The following is a 24,477-nucleotide window of genomic DNA, read 5'->3' on the forward strand; positions in this document are numbered from 1 at the left end:
GGCGCAATTTCTACAAGGACATAGAAAATGGTGGTGGCTGGGATAGGTCGTATATAGATAGCTACAGGCACTGAACAATCAGCACTGAACCTCCGGCTGGTATACACAGGGAAGTCAGTGACAGGAAGGGAATTTGGTGCGCCAGACACGAATCGAACGTGCGACCCCAGCCTTCGGAGGGCTGTACTCTATCCAACTGAGCTACTGGCGCTTGGGTATGCTGTTTTGAACTCACTAAAATTAGCAACGAGAATGACAATGAGTTCTGGTAATGCAAGGGCAACATTCTAACCTAAATTGGCCATTTCCTCCTGCCTCACACCAAGGAATTTGTCGTTAAACGACTTGGAATTTTTGTATTCTTGCTTAAGTGCTCCTGCTTTTCATTCCAAACAGGGCACTTTCACACTATAATCCCAAGCTTTGGCAATTGCTCGCGCAAGCGGCGTGCCTGCATTCCCGATTTATTTTCAGCACCTAATTTATTTGCAACGAGGAAACCATGAGCGACGCGCACGACGAACACGAATCAGCGATCAAGACCCCTAAGCAACTTATCGTTGCTATTCTCGCCGGATTCCTGGTCCCCATTATCGCCATTGTCTTGCTGGTACAGTATGTATCGAATGACAAGAAAGTCGGCGCTGGTTCTTCTGCACTGACACCAGAAGCGACCGCGGCACGTATCAGCCCGGTTGCTGACCAGGGTTTTACCTTTAAAGATGCAAGTGGTCCTAAAACTTTACAGTCGGGCGAAACCGTCTACAAGACCATCTGCGCTGCCTGTCATGATGCGGGTGCTGCCGGTTCGCCAAAATTTGGTGATGCAGGTGCATGGGGTCCACGTATTGCCCAGGGTTACGATAAACTGGTGACCAATGCTATCTCCGGTATTCGTGCCATGCCAGCCAAAGGCGGCAATCCAGATCTGGATGATGTAGAAGTTGCCCGTGCGGTGGTCCACATGGCCAATGCAGGTGGTGCCAAGTTCAAGGAACCAGAAGTCAAGGCTGCACCAGCAGCGCCAACTGCACCAGCGGCACCAGCAGCGCCGGGAGCGCCAGCGGCGCCGACAGCACCAGCGGCAGCTTCAGCCAAGTAATTCTCTCGCCAGTTTTCTGGTGTCTTAACAAAAACCCCGGTGCGCCGGGGTTTTTGCTTTTCTGCTTTCTGTTTTCTCCCTCCTTCTTTTAGGTTTTGATTTTTTTATTTTTTGGCATTGTATTTTTGAGTGCTTAATATGTTAAGCGCACAAATTTAGGGCAAATATTTAGAAGTAAAAAAACACTAATTGTCGTTTTCATCTTACATCTTCGCGGTACTACCAAATTGCAAGAAAAGTAATTTTCAAGAGGAGTAGTGACAGAAAAACTATGTTACAAAACAGTTAAAATTATTTTCGTTTTTCCGGAACTTTCATCCTATTCTGTAGACTTATGTAAGCGCTATGTGTCGAGAAAGTGGCCAAAATTAATCAAGTGTTGTTTTTTCGTCGTTTGTACTATTTCAAGATTGACAGCAGATTCTCCAAAATGGTTTCATTCTAGAGCTAAATTTTTGAAAGAATTTTATTCAAAAATTCCTCAAGAATGGAAAGATTTTTCCATTTTAATTTGGTAATTTTGCTTATCCGCAAAATTTATCTGGTTGTCACAGAATTGTTAGTAATGTACAAACAACGGAGCAAAAAGTGATTAAAGAAAAAACCATATCGAGATCAGTACGGCTGATCTGTTCTAGCGGCCTGGTGCTGAGCATGGGTGTGTTGGCACCAACAGCTTTCGCACAAGACGGTGTTCAAAAGGTAGAAATTACCGGTTCCAGTATCAAGCGTACTGAAACAGAAGGTGTTGCAACGACTCAGATACTGAGCCGCAAAGACATCGAGCAAACAGGCAAGACTTCCATCGCTGACGTGGTACGCAGTATCTCTGCGGATAACAACGGCAGTATCAGTGGCTCTTTCACCAATGGTTTCGCCGGTAGTGCTTCCGGTGTTTCTCTGCGTGGTTTGAGCGTCAGTTCCACTTTGGTGTTGATCAATGGTCGTCGTACGGCACCTTATGGTTTCGGTGATGACGGTCAGCGTAGCTTCGTTGACTTGAATTCCATTCCTCTGGATGCGGTTGAACGTATCGAGATTCTGAAAGATGGCGCTTCTGCGATTTATGGCTCCGACGCGATTGCCGGCGTGGTTAACATCATCTTGCGCCAAAATTATGTTGGTCAATCGGTTGCTGCCAGTATTGGCCAATCTTCCCGTGGCGATGGCCGCGTCTCCAGCGCTTCTGCATCGATAGGTTTCGGTAATCTGCAAACCGAAAAATACAATGTGTTTATGACCATTGATGCCAAGAAACAAGAAAAAATCTGGCAAAAAGACCGTGACGATTACATCGGCCAGGCTGATGCCCGTCCATGGGGCGGTCGGGATCAACGTGCCGGTTTCATTACTTCCGGTAATGCCGGCGGCAGCAATATGCTGGGTACTGTACGCCCTGTGAGTGCCACTGGCGCTACTATTCCTGGCCGCGGTATACAGCAATTGCCGGGTACTTGCGATGCAAAAAATCTGGACCCAGTAGGTGGTACATCGCTGGATAATGCTGGTGGCGGTTGTATGTTTGATCCAGTGCAATATCAAACCATTCAGCCAGAAACACAAAACCTGAACCTGTATGCACGCGGTACTTTCGCTATCAATGACACGACGACTGCCTATACAGAACTCGGTTTGTTCAACAGCAAGGCAAAAACCCAGACTACGCCTTCCGGCCTGACTGGCGCTGGTTTCGATCTGGTGAATGCACGCGTCAACAACACCGGCACTGGTCCTGACCAGTTGCTGCTGCCTATCGGCCATCCAGACAATCCATTTACTGATGCGCGCGCCCGTCCACGCTGGATTGATGCTGCTCGCCCACGTACTGCCGATCTGGAAACAACGGTTACCCGTTTCCTGGCAGGCGTAAAAGGTAATTTCGCTGAATGGGATTACGATACCGGCTTCCTGTATGCCGAAAGCAAAACAGACAAGACACAAAATGGCTACTATCGCCAGTCTGCGCTGAAAGCAGCGATTGCAAATGGTAGTTTCCGCATTGGTCAGGGTCGTGTCAATACACCTGCAGTATTGGCACTGGTGTCACCAACACTGGTCAATTCCGGTGTGACCAAGAGCACATCCGTGGATTTCAAAGCTACCCGTGAGTTGATGCAATTGTCCGGCGGTGCCTTGGCCATTGCGGTTGGTGCAGAATATCGCAAGGAAGAAACCAACAGCGAAGCAACACCATTCACCAACACCAATGACATCGCTGGTCTGGGTTACTCTGCTGCCAAAGGCTCACGCAACGTCAGTGCGCTCTACACAGAGTTGGCTATCCCTGTCCTGAAATCGCTGGAATTCCAGTTGGCTGCCCGCTCAGACAAATACTCTGACTATGGTCGTTCCACGACACCAAAAGCCGGCTTCAAATTCACCCCGACCAATACCATCGCTTTCCGCGGTACGTATGCTGAAGGTTTCCGTGCTCCTAGCGCGGCAGAGAATGGCGATAGTGCTGTAGCGGCATTTACCAACATCGCCAGCGATCCTATCCGCTGCGCAGTAACCAAACTGGCGGCTGACTGCTCTTCACAAAGTGTGGGCGCAATTACCGTTGGCAATAAAAACATCAAGCCTGAAACTTCCAAGAGCTATAGCCTTGGTCTGGTTGTAGAACCGATCAAGAACTTCAGCATCTCCCTGGACTGGTGGAAAATTGTTCGTGACGGCGAAATCAGCGGTTCCGACCCTGGTGCGATTGTTGCCAATCCAGCTGGTTACCCGGACGCGCAAATCGTTCGTGGTGAAGCAACCACCAACTTCCCTAATCTGGTTGGTCCTATCCTGATGGTCAAAGCGCCTTACCTGAATGCTGGCAAGACACAGACTTCCGGCCTGGATCTGGATATGCGTGCCAAGTTTGACCTGGGCAGCAATGGCAAGTTGAATGCCGGCGTGGTTGTGACTTACATGAATGAATTCAGAAGAACTGATGCTGACGGTACCGTGCATGAATTTGCCGGTACACACGGTGACGTGAATCTGTCTGGTGACGGTGGTACGCCACGTACTAAAACCAGCTTCACGCTGGGTTGGGAACGTGGTCCATGGACATTGTCTGGTAACGTCAACTATGTTTCCAGCATCAGCGACACCAACGAAATCGGTGGCGACTGCCTGGACGTAGATGCGAATGGCAAGCCTTACCTTGGTTGCCGCGTTGCTTCATTCACGACCATGGATGTATTTGGTAAATGGAAAATGTCGAAAAACCTGGAGTTCACGGCATCCATCACCAATCTGTTCGACAAGATGGCACCACTTGATGTCCAGACTTATGGCCGCATCAACTACAACCCATCCCTGCATCAGTCCGGCGCAGTTGGCCGTTACTTCAATGTTGGCGCACGTTACACATTCTGATAAGAATGTAGGCGGCGAATACGTGTAAAGGCCCGCCCCTGCTGTCGCACTACCGGCAGCATGGGGTGAGCTGACACAAGGTATCGCTGTCATTGACATAAAAAACCGCAAGCTTGCTTGCGGTTTTTTTTCGATTTCAGCGGGTCAAAAACAGTCAGGTTTTATTCGACAATGTAAAAAGATTAATTATGTCAGCCTGGTACGTGCATCCATGAGCTTTGTCTCTTTAAAGATACAGAAAAGTATATGAAAGAAAATATATTAACAATTTCGACCGTCGCCATTTTCATAAATTTTGCACAATTTTACATCTCCAGAGATTTGTAAAGATTGCGCAAATTACAATGTCAATACTTGAAGCTTCAACTTGTGCAGTAAAAGACAAAAGAAATCCGCAAATTTTTGTCCATTCAATCGCCCCCTGTTGGCAATAAAATTTTGTCCTGCGTCCCTGCGGGTGAATTTAATCGAACAAAGTTGTAGTCAGTTATAAGATTGGAAAATATTAACAAGAATAAATAAAAAAAATATTACTTTGTTTCGCATTTTTATATCGACTAGTTCCCCTCCAAAACCGGCTTTGCAGCCAAAAAAAACAGCCTTGACACTGAGTTTGTCCAATGGTTCCATGCAATATGAGTACTTTTTGACAGAAAATTTTACACATGTAACTTCAAGATCTGAGCGGAATGCTGGCTGTAATTCCCACTCAGTTGATAGTGATCGTGCAATTTTTCTTTGGAAAATATTTATATGACGTTTCGACCATTATTGGCATTAAACATGCATTTTTGAGGGCTGGACAGAGCAAGAAATCGCCGGCAGGCTAATCAAAAGCAAAAGAAGTTAAGCGAATGATGGCAGCAGTAAAACGGGAGTACAGGGAGTAGTGCGAAATTGGTGAGTTGAAGGACATTTCGTACCGCGTTTCGTCGACATAAAATACTTAGGGAAAAAAACACATGTCCAAGAATAGTCTGGTATTTAAAAAGACACTGGTTGCCCGCGCGCTGATGTTGGCGTTTGGCGCTGGTGTGATGACAGTCGGTATCAATCAGGTTGCCATGGCGCAATCAAATACAACTGGTACGATCTCAGGTAAGGTTGCTGGCAAGGCGAATACCAGCATTTCCATCGTCGGTGTGGATAATGGTGTCAAGCGCACCATCACACCAGATTCCTCTGGTGCTTTCCGTGTTCCCTCAGTACCAATTGGAAATTATAAGGTGTCGCTGTTAGAGGGTACGTCCGTGGTTGCGACGCAAGATCTTGAAGTCCGCATTGGCCAGGACAGTGAAGCGACCTTCGGCATGCAAGTGGTTCAAATTACACAACGCGCCAAGGCGATTGATATCAAGAGTTCCAATTCCGGGTCTTCCTTCACAGCCAAAGAACTTTCTGTGATCCCGATTGCACCGGCAGTTGCCAACATCGTCCAACTGGCTGGCGGTACGACACGCGCAGAATCCCGTTTCGGTAATAATGCGGCTTCTTTCGGTGGCTCCAGCGCAGCGGAAAACGCGGCGTATATCAACGGCTTTCCTGTGACCAGCGCCTTGTATCAGGTGGGTTATTCTTCCCTGCCATTCGGATCAATTGCGGAAGCCCAGGTGATAACTGGTGGTTATGGTGCTGAATTCGGACGCTCTACTGGCGGTGTCGTCAACATTACGACCAAGAGCGGTACCAATAATTGGGAAATTGGCGCAGGTTTTACGTATGCGCCAAACAGTTTGCGTTCAACGCCAAAAGACATTCTGTTTCCCAACACTGGTGCCGCACGTAACGCAGCAACCGACGGCAAAATGTACAACTACAAATCGGGCGACATTGTAGACGAGAAGGTTTATAACTTTTCTTTGGGCGGTCCTATCATCAAAGACAAGTTGTTTATCTACATAGCGGCCGAAACAACGCAAAAAAATACCCAGACAGCGCGCCTGGCGTCTTCTAACACGACCAATAACAAATTGGGTTGGCTTGAGCAAACCTCTGAAGTGCCACGATACCTTGCCAAAGTCGACTGGAACATTACAAACGATCACCATTTGGAATACACCCGCATTGGCGACGAGTCCCGTGTAGAAGACAAGTATTTCGGCTTTGATTATGCGACCAAGCAACGTAGCTACACCCAGTTTGGTGGCGCTACGTTTAAAAACTATGCATCTGGTCTGCTGGGGCTCAATGCCAATGGTGCTGCATTGCAAGCTCCCCAGGGCGCAAACATTGATATTCTTAAATATACGGGCTACCTGACTGACGATTTGACCGTGCTGGCCCTGGTTGGTCAATCCAAAGTTGACCACGTGCAGACGCCATTTGGTTACATTCCTGGTGTAAAACCCTTTACCGCAGCAGACGCTAACCGCGTCCCGGGCGTCAACTACAATGTGACTGATCCACAAACTTTTGCGGGTAGCCTGTTACGCGAAGGTGCCAATGACCAGAATAAGGGCTATCGTTTCGATCTGGAATACAAGGCTACCAAAGAGCATACCGTTCGTGCTGGTCTGGATTACAACAAGATCAATTCGGTTGCCGGTAGTCAGGCTGCTGGTTTAGGTACCTGGACTTATCTACGTGCCACGAATCCGAATGCAGTTCTTTCTGGACACAATATTTCTCCGGCAGCAGGTGGTGGCTATGGCACACAAGGTTATTATGTTGACTTGAATCTGCAGGCTACGGGTTCCACTCCTTCAGTAAAACAATCAGCGCTGTATATCGAAGATCGCTATCAAGTCACCAAAGATGTGCTGCTGACTGTTGGTCTGCGTAGCGAAAGCTTTTCCAACCAAAATGAGGTGGGAACCACTTTCGTTGAGCAGAAAAATCAGATTGCTCCACGTCTTGCTGCCGTCTGGGACGTGAGTGGTGATGGCTCTCTGAAGGTCTTTGGTACCGCAGGCCGCTATCATTTACCTTTGCCAACCAACCTGGCGGTGCGCTTTGCCGGTGCATCTTTGAACACGGATCAATTCTACACTTATACAGGGGTTGATTCGAAGACGGGTGCCCCTCTTGGCCTGAACAAGATCAGCGGTGTATTGTCAGCTAACTCTGAATTTGGTCAGCCGAAAGTTGCGAATGAACTGGCAGCTACCAACCTGAAGGCTCACTATCAGGACGAAATCAATATCGGTTTCGAAAAAGCACTTTCACCGGAATTCAATGGTGGTGTGAAATTTACTTATCGTAAATTGAAAAATACCATCGACGATTATTCTGATACCCGTGCCATTCTTAAGAAACTGAATGCAGCCGACCTGGCTACTTACAACGCCGCAGGTTTGGGTTGGAATGGCGCATTGTTCAATCCAGGTCAGGATGCGACTTTCGTTTTCCCATTGGGTAATGGTCAGCAACGTACGATATCCGTGTCAGCGGCAGAGATGGGTTTCCCAGAAGGTCCGAAACGTGAATACACAGCGTTGGAATTCATGCTCGAACATCCTATGCGCAATAGCTGGTACGGCAAATTTAACTATACCTGGTCGCGTAGTGAGGGTAATCAGGAAGGCCTGACCAAGTCGGACAATGCACAGTCTGACGTTGGTAACAGCTCTCTGTGGGATTTCCCGGAAACCATGATCAACGGCAGCGGCTTATTGCCAAATGATCGTACACACCAATTCAAGGCATATGGTTTGTATGAAATTAATCCCGAGTTTGCGATTGGGGGTAATTTACTGGTGGCATCTGGTCGTCCAAAATCCCTCACGTGCAACATCCCGTCAGCGATGGATCAGGAAGGTCTGGGCCTCTCGCAATATGGCTCCATCTTCTATCTGTGCCCGGCCAGTTCCGGCGTTCCAAATGGTCGTGGCGCAGCAGGCCGCTTGCCACGGGATACACGTCTGGATTTGAACTTCATGTATAAGCCAAGCCTGGTCAAAGGCTTGTTGCTGAAAATAGATATCCTGAACGTCTTTAACAAACAGACCGTACAGTCTATCGATGAAGGTTATAACGTCAGGTTGGCAGGCGATGCGGTTAGCCCAACGGCCGGCCAGGAGCTGTCGTACACAGCACCACGCTCTGTCCGTCTGTCGGTTCAGTACAATCACAAGTTCTGAGCCTAGTCTGAGCACGCTGTAAAAAAATAAATCCCCTATCAGTAAAAACTGACAGGGGATTTTACATTTTGCGGTGAAAAATAAGATAAGCATGCCCCGGAAAGCAGCCATTTTCAGACGTGATTTTGTTGTGCATTTGCGACAGAAAATTGTTTCAGAATCCCTGCTCTAGTGTGCTCTGTAGCAATGGATTCAGCGCATTTTTTTACTACCAGGCCGAGGCCGGACGATTTGAAAATTGATACGGATCAGCGTAGCGGGGACTATTTTCTTTCTTTTCGAAAACGCACTTTTTAATAACATTTTTTATCAAGAAGATCGCGTTTTGGTTATGTAAAAATTCTGTCACAAATGAAATGCACTAAATTAAATAGATATATGCGCAAACGAGGTTAAATCACCACAGATTTCATTGCGAAAATCCCAGCTTTTGATCAAAGAAAATTCATGTGTCAATTCCATTGCAAATGGACGCAATCGACACTTACCCGGAAGAATGTCAGCCTTGACAACAAACATCCCAAATGGTTCCATGAAAAAAGATGTTTTTTGATGAAAAAATTTACATGAGCAAAAATAAAAAAACAAATGTTTTACATACCCATGTTGAACGTCAGGTTTTTACAATGCCGCCCATCAAAAAACATCAAAGATAGAAATGTGGTTACGCCATGCAAATAGGGGGCTTCACTTACAAGGTGGAGTCCAGCATGCGTAGCCTGACTTGTTAGATATATTTTTGGGGGATTAGTCATGGTAGAAAAAATGTTGGCCCGATCAGTGCGCCTGATGTTTGTAGGCAGTTTCGCGGTCGGTGCAGGCTTGCTGGCACAACCGGCAATGTCACAAGATGTAGGGCAAAAAGTAGAGATCACCGGTTCATCGATTAAACGGATTGCACAGGAAGGTGCTTTGCCAGTACAAACACTGACACGCAAAGACATAGAACAAAGTGGTTTGAATAATGTGGCAGATCTGGTTGCCGCTTTGCCAGCCATGCAAGGCTTCATTACCGCTTCAGCTTCTGTCAACGGTGGTGGCGCAGGTCGCCAGTCTGCTTCCATCCACGCGATTGGTACGGATTACACCCTGGTGCTGTTGAATGGCCGCCGTATGGCGCCATATGGCACCGGTAGCGCAGTGAACCTGGGCAGCATCCCCCTGTCCGCAGTAGAGCGCGTAGAGATCCTGACCGATGGTGCATCCACCCTGTACGGCTCTGATGCGATTGCCGGTGTGGTCAACTTCATCCTGAAAAAAAACCAGACTGACCTGAACCTGGAAGCAACCCTGACCAGCCCGCAACAAAGCGGTGGTCGCAGCAGCAACTTCTCTATTTCCAAAGGTTTTGGTGATCCGGTCAAGGATGGGTATAACGTCCTGCTTGCATATAGCCATGATGAACAAAAAGCGCTGGAAGCATCACAACGCAGTTTTGGTAGCTCCGGTGTTCAGAAGTTCGTCAAGGACGGCAAGATGTACGCCACCTGGCAGACCAGTATCAATTCCATCCCGGCCAATGCGGATATCTATGATTCCCTGGGTAACAACGCCACCTTCTCGCCTGATCTGGTAAATACCAGCAAATGTAATGGTCCAAGTACATTCGCCCGCGGCGGTGTGTGCCGCTACGACTATGCGTCAACTGTTCAATTGATGCCAGAGCTGAAGCGTGACAGTTTCTTTGCGTCCGGTAACCTGAAAGTGGGCAAGGACACGACATTGTTCGGTGAACTGGTGATGTCGGATTTATCCAACACCGCTCGTTATGCAGCGCCAGCTCAACCTTTGACCACCTTCAGCACTGATCCTGTGACCGGTGTGAAAGTCATTAATCCCAATTATATCGGTGCTTACAACAAATCTGTTGTGCCACTGCTGGCAGGACAGGGCATCAACCCTAGCAATGTGACCGATGCCTTCTTCTATTTCCGTGCCCGTGATGCAGGCGGTCGTGCAGATAAGTACAAAACGGAAGCCCGTCACCTGGTCCTGGGCCTGGAAAGCAATCTTGAAGGCTGGGATTACAGCGCCAACTATACCCATTCCGAAAATACTGAAAGGGATGATGCTGTTTCCGGTTACATGAGTGCCAACCGGTTTGATGCCCTGGTCAAATCCGGCGCTTACAATCCGTATATCATCAATGCGAATGCGGCTTCCATTCTTGCTCCAGCGGTATTGCAGGAAAACCTGAGCGTCACCAAATCCAAGATTGACGTAGTGAGCGCACATGCTTCCAAAGAGCTGTTCGACATGAGCGGTGGCAAAGCACAGCTGGGGCTGGGTGCAGATATGACCAAGCAGTCTTTCAATGACGCACCTAGCGAACTCTCGCAAGGTCCTGGTCCTCAGCATCCTGCCTGGACGGATGTCATTATCGGTGGTGGTACAGGTTCACAAGGTCTGGTTGCCTCACGCAAGAGCTGGGGTACGTTTGGTGAATTGCTGATGCCGGTCATCAAGAACCTGGATGTCACTGCAGCTTTGCGTTATGACAGCTATGACGCCGTCAAGAAAGACAATATCAGCTATGACGTCAGCGGCAATGCATCGCAGCCGGGTACACAGGGTATTTCTGTTTCCAAAGCCACGTATAAACTGTCGGCCCGTTACCAGCCTATGCAAAGCCTGATGTTGCGCGGCTCTTATGGCACTGGCTTCAAGGCACCGACGCTAAACGATATTTCCGATCCATTGAAAAATGACGGTTCATCGAACTTCTTCCCTTGCCCTATCACCAAGGCATCGGACCCACGTTTTGCCTATTGCCGCGGTACGGCTGAATATGGTCTGCTGAAAAAAGGTAATCCAAGCACAGGTGCTGATGCACTGAAAGCGGAAGAATCCAAACAGGCAGCATTCGGCTTCCGCTTTGAACCAACCAGCAGCCTGTCCCTGGGCCTGGACTGGTGGGATGTGAAGTTGAAAAATCAGATCCAGAAATTGTCTCAGGACCTGATTTTCACGACACCGACACTGGCTGATCAATACATTTCCCTGTACTACGATCCTATCCAGAAATCCAAAGTGCTGGTGGCCACACGCAGCCCTGTGAATCTGGCCAGCTCACGCTATTCCGGCCTAGACTGGGATGCCACCTTCAAGACCGCCCTGCCTATCGGCAAGCTGTCCATGAACTGGTCTGGTACTTACATGCTGACAGCAGAAAAAGACGTGCCTGGTGCCGCCAAGGAAAGCAGCATAGGTCGTTTCGATTCTTATGATGATGTGACCTTCCGCATCATTTCCAGACTCGTGACTTCCCTGAAAGTGTCTGATCAGTACACCCACAGCGTGACCATGAACTACCGTTCTGGTTACCACGACAAAGTAGCATCTGCTGATGACGGCTATGTACGTGGTGTGAATGCAGACGGCAGTATCGGTGGTTATGTGGATATGGTGCGCGATGTCAGCAACTACATGACTTTTGACTACCAATTGCAAGCCAAAGTAATCAAAAATCTGACTATTACAGGTGGTATCCGCAACCTGTTCAATGTTGACCCACCATTCACCATCCGCAATACTGGTGGTGGTAACCAGGTTGGTTACGATGGTCGCTACACCGATCCACTCGGTCGCACCTTCTATGTCACGGCTGCATACAAGTATTAATTATTGATATGCCGTATAAAAAACCCCGGTGAAAAAGCCGGGGTTTTTTTTCGACTGGGCATTCTAGTTTTTTTCAGGGACTAGCCTTTGATCCGCAGAAAAAAACACCGACATGCATAGTTCGTGTTGAGGTTGATTTGCCAACAAAGCGTTGTTGCCATGGGGAAAGCGTTTAAAGTGTGAAGAAAATTTAGTCAGAACACCCGCTTGGCGAGAATAAGTTAGTCTGCATAAAAAATAGGCAAATTTATATGCCTGCTCAAATGAAAATACTTTCTTTCCATAACTATGAAAATCTTGCATTTTTGCGCAAGCCAAGAGAGTAAAAACCCCTTGCCAGAGAGCAAAATTCGAGTATATTTCTAACCTTAATCACTAAATTCCCACAATTTAAAAGCTGATAACTTCAAAAAGGCCGGATTCCATCGGTTTTTTGACGCATAAACCAATCAAAGTGATTTTTCTTTCGGTCTGGTAAATTAAAGAGACAGATATTGTGTGGAGAATAGAGAGTAATTAAGCTTTATCGGGATTCGTCTTTTCTTCAACCTTTTTAAAACCAGTCAAGCAAATGAATTTATCAAAAATGACAGTAAGTAAACGTCTGGGGCTGGGCTTTGCTCTGGTGTTGGCATTATTAATTGCGGTGACTGTGGTCGGCATTTCGAGGATGTCGCAAATACAGGCCCGACTTGAAAAGATCGTGAATATCAGCAATGCCGAGACCCGTCTGGCGCTGGATATGCGTGCGATCGTGTATGACCGTATGGTATCCCTGCGTAACCTGACCTTGCTCAACGATGCCGCAGATATGGAACCGGAACTGAACAAGATTGCTGACCAGACCAAAAAATATGCCACCGCCGATGAGAAGCTGAGCAAGATGGCGCTGGAAGAAGGCAATGTCACACCAGAAAAGAAAACCCTGCTGACCAAGCTCAAGGAAGCAGAAACTGCTGCTGCCTCGCTGCCAGCCAAAGCCCAGGAACTGGGGATGGCCAACAATGCAGAAGTGGCGACCATCACACTGATCAAGAAACTCCGTCCAGTCCAGAAAAAATGGCTGGATACACTGGATGAACTGGTCACGCTGGAAGACAAGATGAATGGACAAACGGCAGAAGAAGCCAAGTCTGCCTTCAAGGCCGCTACCACCATGATGCTGGTGCTGGGTGCTTTGGCGCTGGCTGGCGGTATCCTGGCTGCCTGGGCGATCAGCCGCAGCCTGTTGAAACAACTGGGTGGCGAGCCTGATTATGCGGCAACCATTGCTGGCCAGATTGCTGCCGGCGACCTCAGCGGACAGATAGACTTGAAATCCGGTGACCAGGACAGCCTGCTGTTTGAAATGAAAAACATGCGCGACAGCCTGGTGAATATCGTTGCACAAGTACGCACCGGTACGGACACCATCGCCACTGCATCCAGCGAAATCGCCACCGGTAACCTGGACTTGTCTTCACGTACTGAACAACAAGCCGGTTCACTGGAAAAAACCACGTCGTCCATGAAAGAATTGACGACGACAGTGAAACAGAATGCCGACAATGCACGTGAAGCCAATCAACTGGCCGCATCTGCATCCGAAGTCGCGCGTCAGGGTGGTGTCGTGGTGGCACAGGTGGTGGACACCATGGGTTCCATCAACGAATCGTCGAAGAAAATCGTGGATATCATCAGCGTGATTGATGGCATCGCCTTCCAGACCAATATCCTGGCGCTGAATGCTGCGGTGGAAGCGGCACGTGCCGGTGAACAGGGGCGTGGTTTTGCCGTGGTTGCCGCTGAAGTGCGTAACCTGGCACAACGCAGTGCTGCTGCCGCCAAAGAGATCAAGACCCTGATCGGCACCTCGGTAGAAAAAGTGGAAATCGGTACCAAGCTGGTTGGACAGGCTGGCGTGACGATAGACCAGGTTGTCTCCAGCGTGAAACATGTGACTGATATCATTGCCGAAATCAGTGCTGCCAGCCAGGAACAAAGTGTCGGTATTGAACATGTGAACCACGCCATTATTGAAATGGATGGCGTCACTCAGCAAAATGCTGCCCTGGTAGAGCAGGCTGCTGCTGCCGCCCAAAGCTTGCAGGATCAGGCTTCTGAACTGGCGAAGGTCGTTAGCGTCTTTAAATTGCAGGCTGGCGAACGCCAGCAGCAACTGTCGGTAGCACCGACACCAACCCCGGCACCTGTGCGTCGTGTCGAGCCCGTGGTCGCGATTAAACCCAAGGCCAGAAACAGTCAGGTAAAATCCTTACCAGCAGCCAAGGCACACCCTAAAAAAGCTGCATCGGCAAACAGAAGCGATGAATGGGAAGAGTTCTGATCATTTTGTAAGACTCCCGGAACCGGCTGTCGTTACAGCCGGTTTGCCCGCTTCGGGTTTCAGGCCCTAAGATTGACAGTTAACAATCCTTGACTTGTAATCTGCCAGAAATTTTTTATACTATACAAAAGTGAATAAAAATATTTTTATGAAACTGCAAATATCCATCCTCGTTTCTTCCCTGCTGCTGGCAATGAGCGCTTCCGTACTGGCGGCCGATACGTCGCCAGTCATGGATGGCAAATCCTGTGAACCACCAAAATATCCAAAAGCCGCTCTGATGAATGAAGAGACCGGCACCGTCACGATGGGTTTTCTGATCAGTACTGACGGTAAAGTCGTTGAGTCAAAAGTGGAAAAATCCAGCGGTTCCAAAAGCCTGGACAAAGCTGCATTGGGCGCATTGAGCCAATGCAAATTCAAACCAGGTAGCAAAGATGGCAAACCCGATCAATTGTGGGCCAAGGTCGATTTCGTCTGGAAGCTTGAATAAGCACCGGGGCCGGTGAGTTCAGACGCCGGAGCACCTGAACGCGAAACCAGAATATAAAACAGGAAGGGGACACTATCATGTGTCCCCTTCCTGTTTTTATATCTGAATTTTTATTCTGCGACTTGAGTAGCCAGTGTCTATTTCTGTCCTGGTTGCAAACCACGACGTATCAGCAAGGGATCGATCTTGGGATCACGTCCACGGAACTGGCGGAAGGACAACAAGGGGTCGATGCTGCCACCCTTCGACAGCAATTGCTGGCGGAACCAATCGCCGTTTTTGCGGCTGAGGCCACCGTTTTCCTTGAACCATTCTACCGATTCGGCATCCAGTACTTCACTCCATAAATAGGCGTAGTAGCCGGCTGAATAACCGCCGCCAAAAATATGTGAGAAATAGGTGGTGCGATAGCGTGGTGGTACCGGCGCAAAGTCCACACCTGCCTGTTTCAGCGCCTGCGCTTCAAAGGCCAGTGCGTCGGTCGGTATCTGTGCCGGTGTCAACTGGTGCCAGCGCTGGTCCAGCAGCGATGCGGCAATGTATTCGGTGGTGGTGAAGCCCTGGTTGAACTGATTGGCGGCACTGATCTTGTCGACCAGCGATTGCGGGATGACTTCGCCGTTCTGGTAGTGCCTGGCATAGTTCTTCAACACTTCCGGCCAGGTGGCCCACATTTCGTTGACCTGGGATGGATACTCGACAAAATCACGCGGGACATTGGTACCAGAAAAACGCGGATATTTCACTTTGGAAAACATGCCGTGCAGCGCATGGCCAAATTCATGGAATGCGGTGCGCACTTCATCAAAGGTCAGCAGGGTAGGCTGACCTGCGGGTGGTTGTGGAATATTGAGATGGTTGGCAATCACCGGATGGGTGCCGAACAGACCGGATTGTTCGGTATACGCATTCATCCATGCGCCACCGCGCTTGGTATCACGTGCGTACATGTCAGCGATAAACAGCGCCAGGCTGCTGCCGTCGGCATCCAGTACCTCATACACTTTGATGCTGGGGTGGTACACCGGCAAGTCCTTGCGTTCCTTGAAGCTGATGCCATACAGTTTTGATGCGGCATAAAACACGCCGTTTTCCAGCACATTGTTCAGCTCAAAATACGGGCGCAACTGGCTGTCGTCAAAACTGTATTTGGCCTTGCGCAATTGTTCGGTGTAGTAGGCCCAGTCCCATGCATCCAGCTTGAAACCACCTTGCTGCGCATCGATCAGCTTTTGCAGTTCTGCCGCTTCCAGTCTGGCGTTATTGACTGCTGCCGGGGCCAGGTCGGCCAGCATCTTGTTGACGGCGGTGGTGGTTTTTGCGGTTTCATCTTCCAGGCCATACGCGGCATGGTTAGCGTAACCCAGCAGGCTTGCCCGTTCTGCGCGCAGGCGGACCATCTGGAGGACGACAGCGCGATTATCAAATTCACCGCCATGGCTGCCGCGTGCTACCGACGCTTCATGTAAACGCTGGCGCAATGCGCGGTTAGCCAGCACGGCTTCAAACGGCTGGCCAGTGGTATTCATCAGCGGTATCACATATTTACCGTTCAGGCCGCGTGCCTTGGCGGCTTCGGCAGCGCTCGACAATTCACCCTCTGACAGACCTTGCAAGTCAGCCTTGTTATCGACAATGATGGCACCAGCATTGCTTTCCTTCAGTGCGTTCTGGCTGAATTGAGTGGCCAGGGTCGCCAGTTGCGCATTCATGGATTTCAAGCTGGTTTTATCCGCCTCTGCCAGCTTGGCACCAGCGCGCACAAAGTCGGTGTAATAACGTTCCAGCAGGCGAAAGGATTCTGCATCCAGGTTCAGGCTATTGCGTGCTGCGTATAATTTGCTGATGCGCTGGAATAAGCTGGCGTTCAGGAAAATCTGGTCTTGATGGGCCGCCAGTTTGGGAGCCAGTTCGCGTGACAGGGTTTCCAGTTCCGGGTTGGTATTGGTGGACGTCTGGTTGGTGAACACGGTCGACACGCGGTTCAGCATTTGCCCGGCGCGTTCCATCGCCACCACGGTATTGTCGAAAGTCGGCGCAGCACGGTTATTGGCAATGCGGGCGATTTCGGCATTTTGCTGGCGCATGCCTTCGGCAAAGGCCGGGGCATAATGTTCATTACGGATTTTGTCGAAAGGCGGGTACTCATACATCAGGCTGCTGGCCGTGGCGAAAGGATTATTCGCCAGCGGGCTGAGCGTCTTTTTGCTGGTCGCGGTGGCCTTGGCAGTTGCCTTGGTGTTAGCCAGCGTATCCGCTGGCGCAGAGTGTGCCGGACTGGATTGAATTGCCAGTGCAGAACTCAGCAGAACGAGTATGAGGTGTTTGTTCATAAGGTTTCCGGTAAGAAGTGGATATGAAGTGGATGAGAGGGGTAATGGCAGAGGAAAGCAGTGTATCAGACCATCACGCCGGAAAATAATTCCGCGTCATGCTGTGTGCATAAGGCGCATAAGCATTGCAGGTGTTGGGCACTGCGCGGCCAGGTGCCTGGCCAGCGCAGATATCACGAAGAGAAGGGCGGTTTCAGCAAAGAACGAAGCGATTGGCCAGTTCAAGGATGAAGGCTGGCCGCAGATAAGCCATGAATGTCAATGCCAGTACGATGGCCATCAAGGCCAGCCACAGCAGCTGCGGGATTTTTTTGCGAGGTATCATGATCTGGGTAAGACTAAGGTTTTCATCATGCAACTGCCGCCTGTTCACGGGCGATAGGTTTTTCGCTGATAGGGAAATTCACCAGGGCGGCAAAAATACCCAGCGCCAGCACGATGCCCCAGACCATATCGTAATTCCCGGTTTTGGTATAGATATAGCCGCCCAGCCAGACGCCCATGAAGCTGCCTACCTGGTGCGAGAAGAACACGAAGCCCGACAGCATCGACAAGTATTTAACCCCGAAGATGCCAGCGATGATGCCATTCGTCAACGGCACGGTAGACAGCCACAGCAAGCCCAGCGCTGCGGAAAAAGCGTAAACGGAATAAGACGACAACGGCGCCAGCAGGAACAGGCCGATGACTAGTGTGCGCGACAGGTAAATCGCCGACAGCAGATAAGGTTTGGAATACATGCCACCCAGCTTGCCAGCGTAGTAAGAACCAAAGATATTGAACAAACCGATCAGGGCCAGCGCAAACACCGCGACATCCGGGTCGAGTATGCCCTTGTCCTTCAGGTAGGCTGGCATGTGCACGCCGATGAACACGACCTGGAAGCCGCAAACGAAATACCCCGCCAGCAGCAACAGGAAAGGCTTGTAGGCAAAGGCCTCGCGTATTGCCTGGCGGATGCTTTGTTGCGGCCCGCTGGCTTGTTCCATGGCGGGTTCACGTAATTTCCAGGCCATAGGCAGCATGACGATGACGACCAGCGCCGCCAGCATGTAAAATGCATTTTGCCAGCCGGTATGTCCTATCATTTGCTGTTCGACCGGCATCATGACAAATTGACCGAAAGAACTGGCCGCAGAAGAAATACCGAATGCCCATGAACGCTGTTCCAGCGGTGCAGTGCGACCGATGATGCCGCTGACGGCACCAAATGAAGTACAGGCCAGCGCCCCACCGATCAGCACACCGGTACCCAGAATAAATACGGTAGGCTGATCTATCATGGCCATCCACAACAAGCCCCCCGCATACAGGAAGGCACCGAGTATCACCATCTTCATGGTGCCGAAGCGGTCTATCGCCATACCCGCAAACGGGCCAAATACACCCCACATCAGGTTCTGCATGGCCATCGCCATGGAATAGGTTTCCCGGGTCCAGCCATGCGCCTGTGATATTGGTTGCATCCACAGGCCAAAGCCATGGCGTACACCCATGGCCAGCGTTAATACGAAACCGCTGGCAATCAGCACGGTCTTCAGATCGGGGGCGCGTTGAGTCGTCATGGGATAGATGGTTTGCAAATAAGGAAATACTTTCCAGTGTAGTCGAAACCCGAACATCATGTGGACTGCCACAAAGACCATGACGGTACTGTCATTCCGACAACCGGTGTATGCTTGGATTTGTTTGTCCGAAAACGGCTAGAACAGTGCGCTGCAGTCGCGTATAAATGCAACAGGTGGGCTGTGACAATTCACCAGGAACAGAAAGCAATTTAATTGCAAAGGCGAGGATCAAGTGGCAGCGATGAAACCAGTCAGGAATACGTTGGAAGGCGTAGTGGAAAACACGGCGGGAAAAACGGTGAAAAAAACCGCCGCCATCCTGTTTCCCATTCCCGGCGAAAGCCCGACCCAACAGCAATGCTATTACCGCGCCCTGGCTGCCAGGGATAGCCGTTTTGACGGCGTCTTTTTTACCGGCGTAAAAACCACCGGCATTTATTGTCGTCCGGTCTGCGGTGTCAAAACTCCGCGTGAATCTTCATGCGAATTTTTTAGTAGTGCAGCGGCGGCAGAGGCGGCGGGTTTTCGTCCCTGCCTGCGTTGCCGGCCTGAACTGGCACCGTATGCTCTGCAACAAAATCTGGCACATGCCGTGTGGAAAAGAATTGCCGATGGCGCTTTGAATGAAAGTGACCTGGAAAGTTTTTCACAACAGGTAGGTCTGTCTTCACGGCAATTGCGACGCGTGATGTTGCATGAATTTGGTGTCACGCCGGTAGAACTGGCACAGACCCAGCGCCTGCTGTTTGCCAAAAAGTTGTTGCAGGAAACCCGGCTGGGCATGGCCGAGATTGCCTTTGCCGCCGGTTTTGGCAGTGTCAGGCGATTCAATGCCCTGTTTTCCGAACGTTACCAGATGGCCCCCGGTTCCATACGACGCGCCGCTGATCTTGGTGGCGAGGGTGTCAGCCTGCGCCTGGCGTATCGCCCGCCGTATGCCTGGGACGCAGTGATTGCCTACCTTGCTGGCCGTGCCATGCCGGGGCTGGAAGCCGTGATAGATGAAAAGGGTGGTAAGGCCTACGTCCGCAGCGTGCTGATAGATGGCATTGCTGGCTGGCTGAAGGTGGCCCATTTGCCCGACAAACAGCAACTGAGCCTGCAGGTGGCACCGGCACTGGCACCGGTCTTGATGCCTTTGATGGCGCGTGTCAGACAGCAGTTTGACCTGGAAGCCAATCCGGCCATTATACAAAGCCATCTGGAACAGGATGCCATGCTGACCGCGCAAATCCAGCGCACGCCCGGCATGCGGGTGCCGGGTGCCTTTGACAGTTTCGAGCTGGCCATCCGTGCCGTACTCGGCCAGCAAGTCAGCGTGGCCGGGGCAACCACGGTAGCCGGGCGGCTGGTGACACGTTTCGGGCAAGCGACGACGACGCCATTTGCGGCGATTACCCATCATTTCCCCACGCCGCAAACCATCGTTGCGCTGTCGATTGATCAACTGGCCGGCATCGGTATCCCCGGTGCCCGCGCAGCGACACTGCAACATATTGCCCAGTTCACGCTGGATGGTGGCTTGCAAAAACAACTGACCGCCAGTTCGGATGAGATGGTTGCCAGGTTGAAGACTGTGCGCGGCATTGGCGAATGGACAGCGCAATACATCGCCATGCGGGCTTTGCGTTTTTCTGACGCCTTCCCTGCCGGCGACCTGGGCTTGCAAAAGGCAGCGGCACAACTCAGCCTGCCGCCGCAGATACGGCTGACAGAAAAGCAGTTACTTGGGCGTGCCGAAGCCTGGGCACCCTGGCGCGCCTATGCAGCATTATTGTTGTGGCAATCACTGGCAACATCTTGAATAAAACGTAGCAAGAAAGGAATAATCATGAAAACCATCCACTATATGAATATGGACAGCCCACTAGGCCCGTTGTTGCTGGCAGCCAGTGACAGCGGTATTTGTGGCGTGTATTTTGAACATCACAAGCATTTCAAGGGCAGTGCTGGCTGGCAACTGAATCCGCAGCATCCCTTGCTGTTACAGGCAGTCCGGCAACTGCAAGACTATTTTGCCGGGCAGCGCCAGGATTTTGACCTGCCGCTGGATGTATCGGCTGGTACCGCGTTTCAACAAGCCGTCTGGGCCGGGCTGCGGCAAATACCGTTTGGCATGACCACCAGCTATGGGCAACTGGCCCAGCATATCCGGCAACCGGCGGCGGTACGGGCAGTCGGGGCGGCAAATGGGCGCAACCCCATTTCCATCATCATTCCCTGCCATCGTGTGATCGCCAGTTCAGGGGCGCTGACGGGTTATGCCGGTGGCCTGGAGAATAAACAAGCCTTGCTGGCGCTGGAGAATGGCCAGGCAAAACACGGCCAGCCTAAGGCGCAACATGAGCAACACAGCCGGAACCAGTCCTCACTCTGCTTTGTGTAATTTCTTGCGGGAAACTTGCAGACAGGATTCTGAGAGTGTAATTTAGCTAATTTTGGTGCGACGCACAAAAAGTGCTTGACCTTTTAAATTCTCCGTGTAAAATCGTAATTGTTGCGGTGCACCATTCAAGAATTAATGGAAGGCGCTGCCGATGTTTGATTCCACTTAATTCCTTTTACCGGAGAATGTTATGACTACCAATACACCAGAACAATTTATCGCTGCTACTAAAGCTAACCTGGAAGCCCAATTTGCTTCCCTGACTTCCCTGAACAAGAAAGCCTTTGAAGGTCTGGAGCAGTTGTTTGCCCTGAACGTCAATGCTGCCAAAGCCAGTTTCGAAGAAGGTACAGCTGCTGCCAAGCAATTGATCGGCGCCAAAGACCCACAAGAATTTTTCTCCCTGACTGCAGCACAAGCTCAGCCAAGTGCAGAAAAAGCCCTGGCTTATGGCCGTCACCTGGCAAGCATCACGACAGCGACTCAGCAAGAATTCACTAAAGCTGTTGAAGCGCACATCGCTGAAACAAACACCAAAGTGATTTCCCTGATCGACGAAGTGACAAAAAATGCACCAGCCGGTTCCGAACAAGCTGTGACAGCTTTGAAATCCGTTGTTGGCAACATCAACGCCGGTTACGAACAACTGTCCAAAACTACCAAGCAAGCTGTTCAGACTCTGGAAGAAAACCTGAACAAAGCAACTCAGCAATTTACACAAGCTGCTGAAAAAGCAACTTCTAAAAAGAAGTAATTAGCCATTCGCTGCATGCTTAATGAAAATTGAGCAGCAGTAGTGCAAAAATCCCCTCATGGTGTAAACCTGAGGGGATTTTTTTTCTGTCTAAAATCAAGAAACTGTAGCCTGCGCCGGTTTCTCCAGCAAATAAATCAGGTATAGCAGCACGCAGGCACCATCAAAAATAGCCGCAATATGCAAGCCCTGCAAGGCGGGTTCTGACCAGTTGATGAGCAGCATGACGACCAGCCCCAGTTTTTCTGTGGCCGCTGCCAGTAAAATCGCACGACGTGCCTCTACCTGTTTGACGGCATACAGGATCAATGCACCGACCACAAAGGCCATCAAACCCCAGTGGCGGGCAAAGAACAGGCCGGTGACATCACCCACCTGCATGCCGGAAGCCTGCAGGAACAGGGTAGGTGCCAGAAACTGCAAGCCCGCCAGCATGGTCACAACGCCGCTGACATATAGCACTTTGCGTATGGATTTTTCTTGCATGTCGTTTCCCTTTACTATTCGAACTTATTTGTAATTTTTAGAACCTGTATACGATCTTAAGCGCATGCGTGATCGGGGCTCATGCGCTGCTCTTCACCTCGCTGACGCTCGCTCGCTACAGATCGTAAACAGGTTCTCAGACCTCAAGCCTTTACCCCTTGATGATACAAGAACGCCGGCCCTGGTAATTCTTTGCCCAGGTCGGCACCGACTTCGGCAGTGACCAGTGTATTCAATCTGTTGTTCAAGTCCAGCAGCAAATCTTTATGTAGTTCCGGCTTGGCTGCCAGGTTGGTGATTTCATTCGGGTCTGTATGCGTATCGTAAAGCTCCAACTGGTTGCGGGTGGTCAGATTGTGCCAGTCGCGTGGCTGGTGGTGATCGGCGGGTTTGAAATAGCGGGCAAATTTATAGCGGCCATCATGGATGCCACGGAACAGGGCCGGATTTTCCAGGCTGGGTAAAAACTGGCCGCTTTGAAAACCGATGAACAGCGAGCTCAGCTTGCTATAGGTCTTACCGGTTTTTGCCCCCTTGCGGGTGAACTCCGGGTCCATATACAGCGGCACGCCATAATTGAACAAGATACCTTTCCTGTCCCGTTCTGTGCTTGCGCCTGCCGTGGTGATGGCGGCACTGATATCCATGCCCTTCAGGTAAGGGTATTTTTCTGCCGTTGCACGGGCATCCACACCGGCCATGCCCAGAATGGTTGGTAGCAGGTCGATATGTGAACCCAGTGCATTGCTTATCCTGCCGCCAGCCACATCCGGGTGGCGTACGATAAAGGGCAGGCGCATGTTTTCCTTGTACATGAAAGGCCCTTTCTGGCGCAGCTTATGCGCACCGGCCATTTCGCCATGGTCTGAGGTATAGATGACGATGGTGTCCTTGTCCATGCCCAGTTTTTTCAATGCCTGTAATACGGTCAGGGCATGGCTGTCGACATCGCGCACGCAATTTAAGTAATAGCTTTGATAGGCACGCCAGGCGGCTTCATCGTTCGGGTCTATCTGGCCGTACAGCCAGTTGCACATCTCCATGTAGGAAGTCGTGGCCCAGGGTTTGTCGCTCAATTTATCCTGGTAATAACTGTCAGGCAGGGGCAGATCCCAGTTTTTGTCATAGAAGCCACCGGTCGGCGGCGAGGACAGGGGCGACAGCATATTGCGCTGCTGTCGGCTGGCTACTTGTTTATCGCCGGTACTGACGTACATGACATCATGCGGATTGACGAAATTCACGGCCAGAAACCAGGGTTGCCTGCCACGCACACTACCCATCTCGCGCCCCTTGCTACCCAGCCATTGCACGGCATTGCTGGCGATCTGCCCGTCATAGCGATACCCGGTCCAGGTCGAACCATGCGGGTCACCATCGGCGTTGTAGTCAGAAAAACCAAAAGGCTCAAGCGCATTTTCGGTTGTCGGGTAAGGTCCGTACACCAGGCCGGGGTCGGCGCGCAGATGGCTCAAGTGCCATTTGCCCTTGTAGGCAGTGTAGTAGCCCTGTGCTCTTAACAAATGCCCGAGACTGGGCAAACCATCCGCCAGTTGCGGGAAAGCCGGTGGTGCATCGACATTCGCCGTCATCTGCGTGTGCTGGGTATGCTGGCCGAAATACATATTCGAGCGTGAAGGCGAGCAGGGCGTGGTATTCGCATGGAAATTCGTCATGCCTATGCCCTGCTCCAGCAGCATCTCATGCGCTGACAGACCCAGGCCAGATGGCAGGTCTTGCCAGTGTCGCAACTGGTCATTCACGATCAGCAAGATATTCGGTCGCCGCTGGCGCAGGCCTGCCGCAGACATCGCCCCCGGCACATTGGGTATGCTGCGCGGCCTCTGATGCTTGTCAGCCGCACCGCCTATGGCGGCCCCAAGACCCACGCCTGCCATCGCTGCCAGCACTTTTCTGCGACTGATCTTGCTTTCCTGGTTTGCCATAGGGTCTCCACCTG

14 protein-coding genes and 1 tRNA gene are annotated in these 24,477 nt (G+C 50.7%); 9 read left to right on the forward strand and 6 right to left on the reverse strand.

Annotated features, from left to right (window positions below; genetic code table 11):
* Positions 1 to 134 precede the first annotated feature (134 nt).
* Positions 135 to 211 (reverse strand) — tRNA-Arg (locus tag ACO0LM_RS12700).
* Positions 212 to 502: 291 nt separating this feature from the next.
* Between ACO0LM_RS12700 and ACO0LM_RS12705 the strand changes: the two genes are divergently transcribed.
* The 6 genes from ACO0LM_RS12705 to ACO0LM_RS12730 all read left to right on the forward strand — a co-directional run bounded on the left by ACO0LM_RS12705 (position 503) and on the right by ACO0LM_RS12730 (position 14,990).
* Positions 503 to 1,102: a c-type cytochrome gene (locus tag ACO0LM_RS12705; protein ID WP_423037604.1), complete on the forward strand. Its 600-nt coding sequence runs from the start codon at positions 503 to 505 to the stop codon at positions 1,100 to 1,102.
* A gap of 588 nt (positions 1,103 to 1,690) precedes the next feature.
* Complete coding sequence (locus ACO0LM_RS12710) at positions 1,691 to 4,471, forward strand: TonB-dependent receptor (protein WP_423037606.1); 2,781 nt, start codon at positions 1,691 to 1,693, stop codon at positions 4,469 to 4,471.
* Positions 4,472 to 5,433: 962 nt separating this feature from the next.
* Positions 5,434 to 8,550 carry a TonB-dependent receptor gene (locus ACO0LM_RS12715; protein ID WP_423037608.1) on the forward strand — a complete coding sequence of 1,039 codons (3,117 nt, stop codon included), beginning with the start codon at positions 5,434 to 5,436 and terminating at the stop codon, positions 8,548 to 8,550.
* Positions 8,551 to 9,315: 765 nt separating this feature from the next.
* Complete coding sequence (locus ACO0LM_RS12720) at positions 9,316 to 12,171, forward strand: TonB-dependent receptor domain-containing protein (RefSeq protein ID WP_423037610.1); 2,856 nt, start codon at positions 9,316 to 9,318, stop codon at positions 12,169 to 12,171.
* Between the two features lie 586 nt (positions 12,172 to 12,757).
* Positions 12,758 to 14,497 carry a methyl-accepting chemotaxis protein gene (locus tag ACO0LM_RS12725; protein WP_423037612.1) on the forward strand — a complete coding sequence of 580 codons (1,740 nt, stop codon included), beginning with the start codon at positions 12,758 to 12,760 and terminating at the stop codon, positions 14,495 to 14,497.
* Between the two features lie 148 nt (positions 14,498 to 14,645).
* On the forward strand, positions 14,646 to 14,990 hold the full coding sequence (locus ACO0LM_RS12730) for an energy transducer TonB (protein WP_423037614.1): 345 nt from the start codon (positions 14,646 to 14,648) through the stop codon (positions 14,988 to 14,990).
* 137 nt (positions 14,991 to 15,127) lie between these two features.
* On the opposite strand, the gene ACO0LM_RS12735 is transcribed toward ACO0LM_RS12730, so the two are convergent.
* The 3 genes from ACO0LM_RS12735 to ACO0LM_RS12745 all read right to left on the reverse strand — a co-directional run bounded on the left by ACO0LM_RS12735 (position 15,128) and on the right by ACO0LM_RS12745 (position 18,888).
* Entirely contained in the window at positions 15,128 to 17,323 is a 2,196-nt protein-coding gene (locus tag ACO0LM_RS12735; protein WP_423037616.1) for a M3 family metallopeptidase, read from the reverse strand.
* 193 nt (positions 17,324 to 17,516) lie between these two features.
* A complete protein-coding gene (locus tag ACO0LM_RS12740; RefSeq protein WP_422984648.1) occupies positions 17,517 to 17,648 on the reverse strand; it encodes a hypothetical protein in 132 nt (43 codons plus the stop codon).
* Between the two features lie 25 nt (positions 17,649 to 17,673).
* A complete protein-coding gene (locus tag ACO0LM_RS12745) occupies positions 17,674 to 18,888 on the reverse strand; it encodes an MFS transporter (RefSeq protein WP_423037618.1) in 1,215 nt (404 codons plus the stop codon).
* Positions 18,889 to 19,132: 244 nt separating this feature from the next.
* Between ACO0LM_RS12745 and ACO0LM_RS12750 the strand changes: the two genes are divergently transcribed.
* The 3 genes from ACO0LM_RS12750 to ACO0LM_RS12760 all read left to right on the forward strand — a co-directional run bounded on the left by ACO0LM_RS12750 (position 19,133) and on the right by ACO0LM_RS12760 (position 22,031).
* A complete protein-coding gene (locus ACO0LM_RS12750; RefSeq protein ID WP_423037809.1) occupies positions 19,133 to 20,695 on the forward strand; it encodes an AlkA N-terminal domain-containing protein in 1,563 nt (520 codons plus the stop codon).
* A 27-nt stretch (positions 20,696 to 20,722) separates the two neighbouring features.
* Entirely contained in the window at positions 20,723 to 21,277 is a 555-nt protein-coding gene (locus tag ACO0LM_RS12755; RefSeq protein ID WP_423037620.1) for a methylated-DNA--[protein]-cysteine S-methyltransferase, read from the forward strand.
* 190 nt (positions 21,278 to 21,467) lie between these two features.
* Positions 21,468 to 22,031, forward strand: coding sequence for a phasin family protein (locus ACO0LM_RS12760; RefSeq protein WP_422984642.1), 564 nt, complete (start codon positions 21,468 to 21,470; stop codon positions 22,029 to 22,031).
* A 96-nt stretch (positions 22,032 to 22,127) separates the two neighbouring features.
* Here the strand turns inward: ACO0LM_RS12760 and ACO0LM_RS12765 are convergent, their stop codons facing one another.
* Both ACO0LM_RS12765 and ACO0LM_RS12770 read right to left on the reverse strand, forming a co-directional pair.
* Positions 22,128 to 22,517, reverse strand: a complete 390-nt coding sequence (locus tag ACO0LM_RS12765; RefSeq protein ID WP_423037622.1) for a hypothetical protein — start codon at positions 22,515 to 22,517, stop codon at positions 22,128 to 22,130.
* Between the two features lie 143 nt (positions 22,518 to 22,660).
* Positions 22,661 to 24,463: a sulfatase-like hydrolase/transferase gene (locus ACO0LM_RS12770; protein ID WP_423037624.1), complete on the reverse strand. Its 1,803-nt coding sequence runs from the start codon at positions 24,461 to 24,463 to the stop codon at positions 22,661 to 22,663.
* Positions 24,464 to 24,477: the final 14 nt, after the last annotated feature.

The organism is Undibacterium sp. Di26W (assembly GCF_049340265.1).
Taxonomy (GTDB): Bacteria; Pseudomonadota; Gammaproteobacteria; order Burkholderiales; family Burkholderiaceae_D; genus Undibacterium.